The sequence below is a fragment of the Idiomarina sp. UBA4520 genome, from assembly GCF_002388365.1.
In the GTDB taxonomy this organism is placed as follows: Bacteria; Pseudomonadota; Gammaproteobacteria; order Enterobacterales; family Alteromonadaceae; genus Idiomarina; species Idiomarina zobellii.
In genome coordinates this window covers 120,723-133,879 of record NZ_DGMK01000002.1, presented here as the reverse complement: position 1 = coordinate 133,879, position 13,157 = coordinate 120,723, and the positions used below count along the sequence as shown (strand labels likewise).

Sequence of the window (13,157 nt, the reverse complement as noted above, 5' to 3'; positions counted from 1 at the left end):
GCGAATGATACAAAATTACCCGTTACTCGATAAAATTAATTCTCCAGCTGATTTGCGCGAGCTTGCGCCGAGTCAACTGACCGATTTATGCGCTGAAGTGCGTCAGTTTTTACTGACCTCAGTCAGTCAAAGCAGTGGTCACCTAGCCTCTGGCCTTGGAACTGTTGAGCTTACTGTTGCTCTGCACTACGTGTATCACACGCCAAATGACAAGTTAGTTTGGGACGTTGGGCACCAGGCATATCCGCACAAAATTCTCACGGGTCGCAAAGAGCAGCTACATACCATTCGCCAAAAAGACGGTTTGCACCCTTTCCCATGGCGCGAAGAAAGCGACTATGACGTGCTTTCTGTTGGGCATTCGAGTACATCAATATCCGCAGCTTTAGGTTTAGCTGTTGCCGCACAGCGTCAAAAACGTGAGCAGAAAGTGGTGTCCATTATTGGTGACGGCGCTATGACTGCCGGTATGGCCTTTGAGGCAATGAACCATGCCGGTGACATAAAACCCGACATGCTGGTTATTCTGAACGACAATGACATGTCAATTTCAGAGAACGTCGGTGCGCTGAACCATCATTTCGCGCGCTTACTGTCTGGTCGTTTTTATACCTCATTACGCGAGAGCGGCAAGAAGCTGCTAAGTCCACTGCCTCATATTCGTCATTTCGCCAGCCGTGCCGAAGAGCATATGAAAGGCATGATGGCGCCAGGCACAATTTTCGAAGAGCTTGGCTTTAACTATATAGGCCCCATTGACGGTCACGATGTTAATGCGCTGGTAGACACCCTACGTAATATGAAAGACCTGAAAGGTCCTCAGTTACTGCATATAGTGACGCAAAAAGGCAAAGGCTATAAGCCCGCTGAGAAAGACCCTATTGGTTACCACGGCGTACCCAAGTTTGACCCTAAGTCATCAGAGCTGCCACAAAAAGCTCCAGGAGTGCCTAACTACTCCGATATTTTTGGTCAATGGCTGTGTAGCACAGCTCAAAACGATAAGTCGTTGATGGCGATAACACCCGCTATGCGGGAAGGCTCCGGGATGGTCGAATTTTCACAGGCCTACCCCGAACAATACTTTGATGTCGCCATAGCTGAGCAGCATAGTGTCACCTACGCCGCTGGTTTAGCCATAGCTGGTATGAAACCTGTTGTCGCTATTTACTCCACGTTCTTACAGCGCGGTTACGACCAGTTAATTCACGACGTGGCGCTACAGAACTTAGATGTATTATTTGCGATTGACCGCGCCGGTATTGTTGGTGCCGACGGCCCAACCCACCAGGGCGCTTTCGATATTAGTTACATGCGCTGCATACCGAATATGGTCATAATGACGCCTAGTGACGAGCAAGAATGCCTGGATATGCTAACCACCGGTTATCAGTATAAAGGGCCTGTTTCAGTAAGGTATCCACGCGGAGCCGGTGTCGGGCTCGAATTGAGAGACCCCAAGCCACTAGAAATAGGCAAAGCCAGAACCGTCCGCGAAGGTGAAAAAATAGCATTCCTGAACTTTGGCACACTATTGCCCGAAGTTCAGCAAGCAGCAGACGCATTAAACGCCAGTGTTATTGATATGCGCTTTGTGAAGCCTCTGGATACCCAAGCCATTGAAGACACCGTTGCCAAACACGACAGTTTAGTCACCGTTGAAGAAAACGTAACAGCCGGTGGCGCCGGCAGTGCCGTACTGGAATATCTCGCCGACAAAGGCTTGTCTATTCCTGTCCTGCAACTCGGACTCCCCGACGAGTTCATTAAGCACGGTTCCCAAGCCGAAATCCGCACCGAACTCAACCTCGACGCCAAAGGCATAGAAGCCCAAGTCAAAGCCCGCTTCGTTTAAATCGAGGAAAACGAGCGCTGAGGTTATAAGGGGCACTATGGAGGACGCCCGTAAATACATCCCTGTAGGGCTTGAGCAGCGCCATCCATGGCGCTGCACACCTCCATAGTGCCCCTTACAACCTATGTGGGCGCTCGCTTATACCCCTCGATATTACGCGGCGACTATCTTTTTCTAGCCCGAAGGGACAGATAAGCCGCTTATAAGCGTTACGAGCATAGGGAAGCTTTACTGGGGAGTGTCGAAGGCCATGGATGGCCTTCGTCAAGCGTTCATGGATGAACTCGTAGCGTCTCCACAGGAAAGCTTCCCTATGCTCAAGCGAAATAAGAGGGTTATCTGTCCCTTCGGGCTTTAAAGGAAGTATGCCGCTATATGCAAGATGGCGGTGGTTAGGATGCCGGCCAGGACGTCGTCCATCATTATGCCGGTGCCGCCGGTGAGCTTTTTGTCGGACCAGCCGATGGGGCCGGGTTTCCAGATGTCGAAAAGGCGGAATAAAATAAAGGCGGCGATGAGCCAGGTTGCTTCAAAAGGTAATGCAAACATGGCGAAGCCGTAGCCGACTATTTCGTCCCATACGATGGATGGATGGTCGTGCTCGCCCATGGCTTTGGCGGTGTATTGGCACAGAAAGATACCGATAATTGTAGCCAGTATCAGGGCGATGAGTTGCCACTGCCATGTGAGTTGGGTAATCAGGTAGACAAAGGGTATGCCGACGAGTGTGCCGAAGGTGCCGGGGGCTTTTGGGGCTAACCCTGTGCCGAAACCAAGGGAGAGCCAGTGGATGGGGTTAAACCAATTCAGTTTCGGCATGACTTACTCGCCTTCTTTGACTATTTCTTCTTCGGCAAAGTGGTTAAAGCTTTTATAGCCTTGCGGAAGTTCCCACGGCTCGCCTTCGTAGTGCATGTTAATTTTTGCTTCAGCACCTTTCATTATCCGGCCGATACAAACGGGCTTGGTCTTTAAATGCGATGTCAGCGTTTCCATGCGACCACGGTGCTCTTCAGGCAATGTAAAACATAGCTCGTAGTCGTCACCGGCTGTTAACGCCATAGCCAGGGCTTCATTGGCGTTTAATGTTTCGGTAAGTGCCAATGACAGGGGTAATTTTTCTAAATCGATTTGCGCGGAAACTTGTGCCTGATTCAGTAAATGCCCTAAATCGGCTATCAGGCCATCAGAGACGTCAATGCAAGACGTTGCAACGCCCCGAAGTACCTGCCCCATTGCCACACGAGGCGTTGGGTAATGTAACTTCTCAATAACGTGCTGCAAGTGGCGGCCTGTTGTGCTGACTTTATTCTGTGTGACTTGTAAGCCAAGTCCAGCATCACCAAGTGAGCCACTCACGTAAACCCAGTCGCCGGGCTTTGCTCCGCTTCGGCTAATTGCAGTTCCTGAAGGCAACTGCCCATGAGCAGTAACAGTTATCGTTAAAGGGCCTTTGGTTGTGTCACCACCGATAAGCTGGCAGTCATAGTAACGGCAGATTTCATCAAGGCCGCTACTGAACTCTGTCCACCAATCTTGGTTAGTATTGGGGCACGTCAGCGCTAAGCTCACCCAACTTGGTTGCGCCCCCATTGCCGCCAGGTCGCTTAAATTGACGGCAACAGCTTTGTGGCCGATGGCTCTTGGCGGCGTGGTTTTGTCGAAATGTACACCTTCAACTAAGGTGTCAGTAACCACAACGATATCGTGCTCGGGCATGGGTTTAACGACAGCGCCGTCGTCGCCAATGCCTATTACAACATCGCTCCGACGAGCGGAGCGATTTGCAAAATAATCGTTAATGAGAGAAAACTCGTCGTTAGGCATAACTATTTTCGTGCGGGTCGTAAGGTATCTACCGCTTTGTCCAGAACACCATTCACAAAACGATGGCTTTCGTCAGCACCAAATGACTTGGCAAGTTCAATCGCTTCGTTAATGGCAACTTTGTACGGAACATCCATGCGTTCGCTTAACTCGTAAGCCGCAATACGCAGAACCGCCAGCTCGATAGGATCAAGCTCGTTTATCGGACGTGCCAAAAATGGCTTCAAAGACTCGTCGAGCGAACGGTAATGACCGCCAACGCCTCGCACTAGCTCAAGAAAGTAATCTACGTCGACTTTGTCGGTGTCCGTATCTGTTAAAAACTGAGCTTCTATATCGCTAAAACTGTTTTGCGACAACTGCCAGGAGTAAATAGCCTGAACCGCTAACTTTCGTGCTTTTCTTCGTGCTGCAGGTTTCATCTTCAGATTTTATCCAGTACGTTGACCATTTCGAGCGCGCTTAAAGCGGCTTCGGAACCTTTGTTACCCGCTTTAGAGCCGCTTCGTTCAATAGCTTGCTCTAATGAGTCTGTGGTAATAACACCAAAGGCTACCGGCAGTCCAAATTCGGTTGCAACACGACCCAGCCCGCTATTGCACTCGCCTGCGACAAACTCAAAGTGCGGTGTGCCGCCACGAATTACAGCACCGACGGCAATAATTGCATCGTACTTACCCGATTGCGCTAAACGCTTTGCTGTTACCGGAATTTCATAGGCACCAGGAACACGTACCACAGTAATGTCGTCGTCCGCCACTTCGCCATAATGCTTTAATGTTTGAACAGCACCGTCCAGTAAGCTTTCAACAACGAAATGGTTGAAGCGAGATACGATAATGGCAAATTTTTTGCCAGCCGCATTGATACCGCCTTCAATTACCTGCATAAGTCTTCCTTAATTAACCTGTCTTTTATACTCAATAGCGAATTGCGCGCGATCATAGCACAACGAGGAATTATTTGCGTGAAATTGCGTATGAGAAATACTTTTCTTGTGTATCGAGGTTTCTGCCGATGTAGCGCGCCTCACTGCTTTCCAACAGCTGCAAGGCAGTAGCATTATTGTCTGAAACAGGAAACATGACCTGCCGCCACGGCCAACTCTCACCGAGCCAACGTGTTAGTAACGAGAAAAGGTCGTTGTGAAGGTTGTTGTCGACTGCGCTTTCTAGTAACCACCAACTGACTTCAGCGTTATAAGCATTTCTTGAAATACCACTTTGCTCCTGCCGCTCGGGCGCTACCGGAACCATGTACACAGCGCCGACAATCGAGCTGTCTGACTTATCAATCACAATGTAGGTAAACGCCGTTTTTTCGGCTGCCTGTTCCAGATGGTAGTTCACCATTGTACTGTTTTGCTCGAGTGTGCTTTTCTCTGAAGGCCACGACCAGCCAAGCTTTTTGTAAAGCCACTTTTGCGAGGTCATATAAGCATGGAAAAAACGTGCCTTGTCGGATTCTCTTAGCGGCCGAATGGTTAAATTATTGCTTTCTGTTTCACCGGGCACTGTCCATTGCTGCTGCCAAAAGTCGCCGGCTTTTACTGGCATTACGACCAGCAAAAGAGCACTTGTAATGACTGCAACAAAGGTCCTTAGCACGATGCTTCACTCCGTTTGCCCTGCGCATGCGCAAAAAACGACTTCACACGAAGTAGTTCTTTTTCAATTTCGTCGGTGATCATTAACGCTGGGCCAATATCAATGGCTTTACGGGCAAAGTCGAATGCAATTGGTATAACCGGTACTTTTGCTTGCTTCGCCATGTGCAAAAAGCCCTTTTTCCATTCAGTGACTTTTTTACGCGTACCCTCCGGGGTGATAACCAGAATAAGCTCGTCCTTGCTACGAAACTGCTCGACCATGCTGCCAACTACCCCATTAGCGGCACTTCTATCTACAGGAATGCCTCCCAGCTTGGTCATCAGCGTTTTTATAGGAAAGCGGAACAGGCTATTCTTACCCAGGTAATTCAGTTTAAGTCCCATAGCAAGCATAACGAACGCGCCAACCGGGAAGTCCCAGTTTGACGTATGTGGCGCCACAGGAAGAATCGCCTTTTTAACCGCTGGCATACTTCCGTTAATTTTCCAGCCTCCCATGAGACGCATTCCAACACGGCCAACCCAGCGCAAGAAACGATTATCTCTGACAGGAAATTCGCCTTTTACAAATTCAGGAAGCTGATCGTTACTTTTCATAAACTACTGCAGTGCCCTTTGGATTTCTCTAAGTTTTTGTTTAATACGCTCGATATTGTCCGGCCCCATGCGCAACAATTGCTTTTGGGCTGCCGGTAACGCTTCATAAGCATCATCCGCATAAGTATACATGACGCTGTCAGCGTTCACCTCGACCAAACCTTCCGGCACTGGTGTCGACAGCAGCACATCGATAGCTTCGATTAGGGTGTCATCAAAGTTTGAATCCGGGTAACCAATTTCCGCATACGCTTCCTGAACTAAAGGCTTAAAGAGCTCGTAGTTGTCAGCTAATGCGTAGGCGTCCAGACTAACGAACCAGTCGACTAGTGCGTCGTAACGACGGTAGGAACTCTCATCAATATAAAGCTCACCATCCACTTCTATAACGCTAAAACGACCATCCGGGCGCTGCACAATAGTGCGGTCTCGAACGATAGTGCCATTACTAATATTGTCGGCTAATACGACAGCGTCGCGGATAAGCTGAGAGCTTTTCAGCGGACGAATGTTAATATCGCTTGAGTCCAGCTCCTGTAAAACTGTCGGCGTACTGTTGTTAAGCTCTGGCAGTGCTATTTGTTCAGGCTCAGGGTCTTCTTCGGTTTGTTCAACCGGTTCAGGCTCTGGCTCTACGGGTTCCGGTAAAGGTTCCGGCTCTTGTTCTGCAGGCTCTTCAGGTTCGTATGACTCTGCTTCTACCTCTGTTGAGGTTGACTGCTCCACAACAACCTTTTCTTGCTGCTGTGACTTTTCCGAGGGCAACCACCACCAAATAACAGCAGCAATGACCGCAACCACAATGACAATAACAACGGCCCAGGTTGTTTTCCGGCTGGCATCTTCTGTTGCCGGAGAGTTTTCTACTTTGTCGTCACTCATTCAGGGCTCCTTATTTTTGCTCTGCCCGGCAAAACACCAACTCATTACCTTTTGACAGGTCTTCGTTGTAGCTGTATCCGGCCGCATCAAACTCTTTAAGATCAGACACAGATTGTGGCTTTTGGTTCACTATAAAGCGCGCCATCATGCCTCTTGCTTTCTTAGCATAGAAGCTAATGACTTTGTATTGACCATTTTTTTCGTCTTTAAACACCGGCGTTACAATGTCTGCGTTCAGCGCTTTTGGTTTTACCGCAGAAAAATACTCGTTCGATGCCAAGTTAACTAAGATTGAGCTGCCGATAGCGTCCAGGTCTTTATTGAGCTGTTCTGTTATCGACTCACCCCAAAATTCATAAAGGTTTTTGCCTTTCTCGGTTTGCAGCTTTGTACCCATTTCCAGACGATAAGGCTGCATTAAATCAAGAGGTCTTAATACACCATATAGCCCTGACAATATGCGTAAATGCTGCTGCGCATTGTTCACTGCGTCAGCATCTAACGAAGCTGCCTCTAAACCCGTGTAGACATCTCCATTAAACGCATACATTGCAGGACGAGCATTTTCTTCCGTGAACGGCCGTTGCCACTCTTCAAATCGCGCAGCGTTAAGCCCGGCTAACTTATCACTAATTTTCATTAGCGAGCCTAAGTCTTGTGGGCTTAATTTGCGACAGACTTTAACCAAAGCTTCTGCCTGGTCCAGCATTCTTGGTTGGGTGACGTCTAACTTCGGCAAGTCACTGTCATAGTCTAGATTTTTAGCAGGTGAAACAACGGCTAGCATGCTCTAATCTCCTGTAATGTTAACTCAGGCCCCTCTTATTGAAGAGGATCCTGGTCTGCACCTTCTTTTTCAACTTCCGGAGGCATTAAGTCTTCTCGGCTTACACCAAAGGCTAAGGCGACGGTACTTGCAATGTAAATTGACGAGTAGGTACCGATAACCACACCGAATAACAACGCTGTTGCGAAACCGTGAATTAATGGACCGCCTAAGAAGAACAACGTCAGCAACACCAAAATAGTGGTAATGGACGTGACCAAAGTACGGCTTAATGTGTCAGTCAGTGCCCGGTTCACAGTTTGAATAGGCGTTAACTTAGCGTACTTACGGAACGTTTCACGTATACGGTCACACACTACAACGGTATCGTTAATGGAGTAACCTATAACCGCAAGAAGCGCTGCCAGTACCGTTAAGTCAAACTCAAGGCCTAACACTGAGAACAATCCAAGTGTAAGAGTCACATCGTGCGCCAACGCAGCGACTGCGCCGACCGCTAAACGCCATTCAAAGCGCATCGCAATGTAAAGCAAAATACAGATTAGCGCTGTCAGCATAGCTAAACCGCCCTGCTCAATGAACTCGTCACCAACATTGGGGCCAACGAATTCAATACGGCGCATTTCAACTGTCTTATCGAACTCTGCACGCAGTGCTTCGAGGATATTTGAACCAAGCTCTTCGGCTTTTACGTCAGCACGGGGTTCCAGGCGAATAAGAATATCTTCCTGCGTTCCGTAATTCTGAACAACAGCATCGCCGAAGCCTTCGCTTTCTAACGAGCTACGTACTCGGTTGAGGTCCGCAGGCTCTTCAAAGCCAACTTCCAACAAAGTACCACCGGTAAAATCGAGACCAAAGTTCAGTTTGTTTACCGACAATGACACGATAGACGCAATAACCAATAATGCACTGATGATTCCGGCAATACCCCGGAAGCGCATAAAGGGAAGTCGTTCTTCTGAATTAATCATATTCCTGTACCTCCCTTATATCGACAGCTTCGATAAGCGCTTGCCACCCCAAACGGAGTTAACAATGGCACGCGTACCGACAATGGCTGTAAACATGGATGTAATAATGCCGATTGCTAGAGTAATAGCGAAGCCTTTAATAGGCCCGTTACCAATAGCGAACAGAATAAGTGCGGCAATTAATGTCGTGACGTTGGCATCGGCTATGGTCGACAGAGCACTGTCATAACCATGATGAATAGCCTGTTGCGGACTGCGCTTCGCTTTTATTTCTTCACGTATACGCTCAAAAATAAGTACGTTCGCATCGACCGCCATACCAACGGTTAAGACAATACCTGCCATACCCGGCAAGGTCAGTGTCGCTCCTGGTATCATCGACATAACGCCAATAATTAAAATTAAGTTGGTTGCCAATGCCGCATTTGCGACCAGACCAAACTTCTTGTAATACACGACCATAAAGGCCAACACTAAAACGAAGCCCCAGAAAATAGCCTGTATACCTGAATCGATGTTTTGCTGACCCAGGCTTGGACCAACGGTTCGCTCTTCAACAATTTGAATAGGCGCAATAAGAGCACCGGCGCGAAGCAGCAGCGCCAGGTTTTGCGCTTCGTTAGCACCAACACCGGTAATACGGAAGCTACTTCCAAGACGAGACTGTACGGTCGCGACGTTGATAACCTCAGCACTTTTCGTGAATTGCAGGTTGCCTTCCGAGTCGCGCTCTTCAGTTGCTTCATACTCAATAAAGACCGTTGCCATTGGCTTACCGACATTGTCCTTTGTTGCCAACGACATTTTGTTACCACCAGCACCGTCTAGCGTTATATTTACCTGAGGACGGTTATATTCGTCGTAGCCAACGCCAGCATTAACAATGTGGTCACCCGTTAAAATAACGTCTTCTTTAAGCAGTTGCTGTGGACCATCTCGCATTGGCAATAATTCACTACCAAAAGGCACGCGGCCATTTTGCGCATCACGGACATCGTTTTCAGTGTCGACCATGCGAAATTCCAGCGTTGCTGTCGCGCCGAGAATTTCTTTTGCCCGGGCAGTGTCCTGAACACCAGGTAACTCAACAACAATGCGATTGGAGCCCTGGCGTTGAATGACCGGCTCGGCGACGCCAAGCTCGTTCACACGGTTACGCATAATGGTAATATTTTGGTCAACTGCGTAGTCGCGCGTTTCGACAATCTTCTGTTCGCTCATTTCTAAGCGCAGAGTACGATTTTCTTCGTCTTCAACAAGTACATAACCTTGATAACGGTTATCAAGGTATTGGGCTGCCTGCTGATACGCTTCGTCGTTACGAAGCTCGACTTCAACGGCTGTGTCGTCAACTCGAACGGCGCTATAACGGATACGCTCTTCACGCAGCTCAGCTCTTACGGTGTCTTTCATGCCATCGACAATTTTGGACATTGCTTCGTCCATATCGATTTCCATTAAGAAGTGGACACCACCACGTAAATCGAGGCCGAGTTTCATTGGTTGGGCACCTAAGCTTTTCAGCCACTCGGGTGTTGCCGGTGCGAGGTTAAGTGCGACAATATAGTCGTCACCCAAGCTATCAAGAATGGTTTCTCTGGCCTTTAACTGCTCGTTGTCTGAGTTCAAACGAACCAACAGTTGTTCATTCTCTAATGACACGCTTTTGGGTTCAATGCCAACACTGTCCAGCGTGTTGCGCACGCGGTCCATAGTGCTTGCATCAATGGTTGCGTTTCTATCTGCGGAAATTTGCACCGCTGGGTCTTCGCCATAAATATTTGGCAGCGCATAAAGCGCTGCCACTAATACAACAAAGATAACCAGCAAGTTTTTCCACAACGGGTATTTGTTTAACACGTCGTGCCCCTGCTTATTTCTTTATCACATTACAGTGATTTCATGGTTCCCTTAGGAAGAACAGAAGTAACAGCACCTTTTTGAATGGTCACTTCTAACTCGTCAGTCAACGCGATAACAACAAAGTCTTTTTCGTCGCTCACTTTGGTGATTTTCCCAACTAACCCACCTTGAGTCAGAACTTCGTCACCTTTGCTCAAAGAGCCCATTAATTCTTTGTGTTTTTTCACGCGCTTTGCTTGTGGGCGGTAAATCATGAAGTAGAAAATCAAAGCGAACATGACCAGCATGAAGATAAGCTCCATACCGCCACCACTTTGTCCACCAGCGTCCTGGGCATAAGCTGAGCTAATAAAAAAGTCCATAAGTTTCCCTCAAATTAACGTTAAATTATTATTCGTTATGATTGCTTCTCCAGAGATATGGGGACAAAGCAACCAAAATACAATTCGTAATTTACAGACAGCGTATCTTAACAGAAAGTTTTTCAACTCTCAGTAGAATCAAATGTCATAACCTAAGCTTTTTAAACGCCGTCTCAAGCCTATCTGTGAGACACGTAGTTCCCACATCATTTTTTCGGTATCACCCCGGTGTTTTGCGTAGCTGTCTTTAATTTCCGATTCGCTGAGATCCTGCGCTGTCTGAAGACCGTCAAAGCGCTGGATTAACTGATAAACCGACGCCCTTGAGATATTCAGCTTTTTGGCAACAGCCTGGAGTTCAAATTGGCAGCTTTCCAGAGCGCCTGTAAGTTCTCCCCGACTCACACTGTTCGGCCGGCGTTGTTTAGGCACAGACTCTGCCGAACCCGTCTGAGGTGACTGAGGCTTCAATAAAGACAACAATTGCGGGTCTAAATACATTTGCTCTTGATCTCGGCTGTCGATAACAACCTGCCTCGCGACATTTCGAAGCTGACGAACATTACCCGGCCAGGTAAAAGTCATCAGCTGTTTCATCAACTCGCCCGGTATGACAAATTGATCCGCTTTTTCAGGATACAACTTGCGCCATTGCTCACGAACAAATGCGTTAAAGAGCAGGCCAATATCTTCTTTACGCTGCACTAATGGCGGCATAAATAGCTGATACGGCGCCAGCTTTTCAAACAACATCGACACCATCGACGACTCATCAACGGCACTACTCTCCTGATGGCTGGTTATTATAATGCGACATTCAATAGGTATGGCTTTAGTGCTACCTTTAGGCATGACACTTTGGCTCTGCAATGCGCGGCTCAGTAGTTGGTGTATGTTGTCTGACGCGTCTTCGATATCTTCCAACACAATAGTGCCGCCAGCCGCCTGCTCGAAATAACCCGGCTGATGCTTAGCATTTCTGACCACCCCAAATAACTCTGTTTCAGCGACCGCATCGTGAATGGCGGCTAAATTCACTGAAATGAAAGGCTTATCATCGCCAAATTGTTCTTTATGAATGGCATACGCGGCTTGTTGCTTACCAACACCAATAGCACCACGAATAATAACAGGTACGGACAACGTCGCCAGATGCTCAACTCGGTGACGTATTGCCTGAATATCTGCGCTAATACCCATTAGCGTATGGCTGTCGTCAACTGTCGTGTCTTTTAACGGAAGGCGTTTAAACAACAGCACAATACGATGGTTAAGTCCGAGTACGACACCGTTATCCAGTTCGTCCTCACTCACCAGATACTCGTCCTGAGGGCGGCGGCCGGCTAATGTCAGAACGGTTTTAGTGCTGTGCGCACGCAACTTGATGCCACCACTGTCAGTGGCCTCAAAGATAATAGGCGAGCGGCTCACATATTCATCGAGCAATGCGCGGCCGGCATTACCATTTTTCGCAAACTCAGGTTTTACACGACTTAAGTAGTCCGTTCCTGATAGGTGCAAGTCGAGCAATGCCGCTCGCTCACCAATACGCTCCCGGTTCGGGTGCGTGGCTATAATGAGCATAGGCACGCGCTGGTATGACTCTACCAGTTCATCAACCGCATGTTTTGTGGTGCACTGGGTAACACTCATTGACGCTAATCCTTAGCTTGACTGTGTGTAAGACGGCATAATTTGTGCTGGGAATCAGCAAAGGTTAATGACAAACTAAGCCTTAACATTTTGACCTTTTATACCGCACATGGAACAGATATTCTACTGGACAGATCAGGCTGGTGTCGCTGTTTTTGCGATAGCTGGCACATTATTAGCGTTTCGTAAGAAAATGGACGGCTTTGGTGTCATTGTTCTCGCTTCTGCGACTGCTATTGGCGGTGGAACGATTCGGGACTTAATACTTGGCTTGCCGGTGTTCTGGACGCACGATGAAGTTTATCTGTACACCATTTTAACCGCTGCATTACTCACCATTGTGTGGTTAAGATTTAAAGCCTACATACCCATGACAACGCTACAAATAGCCGATGCTTTCGGGTTAGCCTTTTTCGCAGCCATGGGCGCCGAAAAGACACTAGCCGCAGGCTTCTCCCCATTTATTGCCGTTATTATGGGTACAATATCGGCGTGTTTCGGCGGCATGCTTCGCGACGTTTTAGCGCGCGACATACCTATGGTGCTAAAAGGCGAACTTTACGCTACGACCTGTCTGGTTGGCGCTACGGTATATGTGTTACTGGTGCCATTCCAACCACTTATTGCGCTCGCCGCCGGTATGTCAGCAACATTAGTCATGCGCTTAGGCGCTATTAAATATCAATGGTCATTGACAGTGTTTCGTGACCATCAGGATCATTACTAGCAAAAAATAATAAGGAAAAAC

The 13,157-nt window shown here is 48.1% G+C and carries 14 protein-coding genes; 2 read left to right on the top strand and 12 right to left on the bottom strand.

The genetic code is table 11. From position 1 onward, the window contains the following. The first annotated feature begins 4 nt into the window (after window positions 1-4). A complete protein-coding gene (gene dxs / locus B3850_RS00950) occupies window positions 5-1,855 on the top strand; it encodes a 1-deoxy-D-xylulose-5-phosphate synthase (protein WP_286873517.1) in 1,851 nt (616 codons plus the stop codon). A gap of 354 nt (window positions 1,856-2,209) precedes the next feature. On the opposite strand, the gene B3850_RS00945 is transcribed toward dxs, so the two are convergent. The 12 genes from B3850_RS00945 to B3850_RS00890 form a co-directional block, all read right to left on the bottom strand. Continuing rightward, on the bottom strand, window positions 2,210-2,674 hold the full coding sequence (locus B3850_RS00945) for a phosphatidylglycerophosphatase A family protein (protein ID WP_286873520.1): 465 nt from the start codon (window positions 2,672-2,674) through the stop codon (window positions 2,210-2,212). Window positions 2,675-2,677: 3 nt separating this feature from the next. After that, the gene (gene thiL, locus B3850_RS00940) at window positions 2,678-3,682 is read right to left on the bottom strand and encodes a thiamine-phosphate kinase (RefSeq protein WP_053953709.1); all 1,005 of its coding nucleotides are present in this window, start codon (window positions 3,680-3,682) and stop codon (window positions 2,678-2,680) included. Between the two features lie 2 nt (window positions 3,683-3,684). After that, window positions 3,685-4,104 (bottom strand): transcription antitermination factor NusB, encoded by a 420-nt coding sequence (nusB, locus tag B3850_RS00935; protein WP_053953708.1) that lies wholly within the window; start codon window positions 4,102-4,104, stop codon window positions 3,685-3,687. A 2-nt stretch (window positions 4,105-4,106) separates the two neighbouring features. Continuing rightward, window positions 4,107-4,571 carry a 6,7-dimethyl-8-ribityllumazine synthase gene (gene ribE / locus B3850_RS00930; RefSeq protein ID WP_053953707.1) on the bottom strand — a complete coding sequence of 155 codons (465 nt, stop codon included), beginning with the start codon at window positions 4,569-4,571 and terminating at the stop codon, window positions 4,107-4,109. Window positions 4,572-4,641: 70 nt separating this feature from the next. After that, window positions 4,642-5,289, bottom strand: coding sequence for a GNAT family N-acetyltransferase (locus B3850_RS00925; RefSeq protein ID WP_286873528.1), 648 nt, complete (start codon window positions 5,287-5,289; stop codon window positions 4,642-4,644). Continuing rightward, the gene (locus B3850_RS00920) at window positions 5,283-5,888 is read right to left on the bottom strand and encodes a lysophospholipid acyltransferase family protein (RefSeq protein ID WP_053953706.1); all 606 of its coding nucleotides are present in this window, start codon (window positions 5,886-5,888) and stop codon (window positions 5,283-5,285) included. Before B3850_RS00920 ends, B3850_RS00925 begins: the two co-directional genes overlap by 7 nt. Window positions 5,889-5,891: 3 nt before the next feature. Next, window positions 5,892-6,770, bottom strand: coding sequence for a DUF3014 domain-containing protein (locus B3850_RS00915; protein WP_286873531.1), 879 nt, complete (start codon window positions 6,768-6,770; stop codon window positions 5,892-5,894). Window positions 6,771-6,780: 10 nt separating this feature from the next. Beyond that, window positions 6,781-7,557: a peroxide stress protein YaaA gene (yaaA, locus tag B3850_RS00910; RefSeq protein WP_273269061.1), complete on the bottom strand. Its 777-nt coding sequence runs from the start codon at window positions 7,555-7,557 to the stop codon at window positions 6,781-6,783. Between the two features lie 35 nt (window positions 7,558-7,592). Next, window positions 7,593-8,531, bottom strand: a complete 939-nt coding sequence (gene secF / locus B3850_RS00905; RefSeq protein WP_053953703.1) for a protein translocase subunit SecF — start codon at window positions 8,529-8,531, stop codon at window positions 7,593-7,595. 15 nt (window positions 8,532-8,546) lie between these two features. Next, window positions 8,547-10,391: a protein translocase subunit SecD gene (secD, locus tag B3850_RS00900; RefSeq protein ID WP_053953702.1), complete on the bottom strand. Its 1,845-nt coding sequence runs from the start codon at window positions 10,389-10,391 to the stop codon at window positions 8,547-8,549. A gap of 29 nt (window positions 10,392-10,420) precedes the next feature. Continuing rightward, complete coding sequence (yajC, locus tag B3850_RS00895) at window positions 10,421-10,756, bottom strand: preprotein translocase subunit YajC (protein WP_053953701.1); 336 nt, start codon at window positions 10,754-10,756, stop codon at window positions 10,421-10,423. A gap of 138 nt (window positions 10,757-10,894) precedes the next feature. Beyond that, window positions 10,895-12,409, bottom strand: coding sequence for a sigma-54-dependent transcriptional regulator (locus B3850_RS00890; protein WP_053953700.1), 1,515 nt, complete (start codon window positions 12,407-12,409; stop codon window positions 10,895-10,897). A gap of 109 nt (window positions 12,410-12,518) precedes the next feature. On the opposite strand from B3850_RS00890, the gene B3850_RS00885 reads away from it, so the two are divergent. Further along, window positions 12,519-13,136, top strand: coding sequence for a trimeric intracellular cation channel family protein (locus B3850_RS00885; RefSeq protein ID WP_053953699.1), 618 nt, complete (start codon window positions 12,519-12,521; stop codon window positions 13,134-13,136). The last annotated feature ends 21 nt before the right edge of the window (window positions 13,137-13,157 follow it).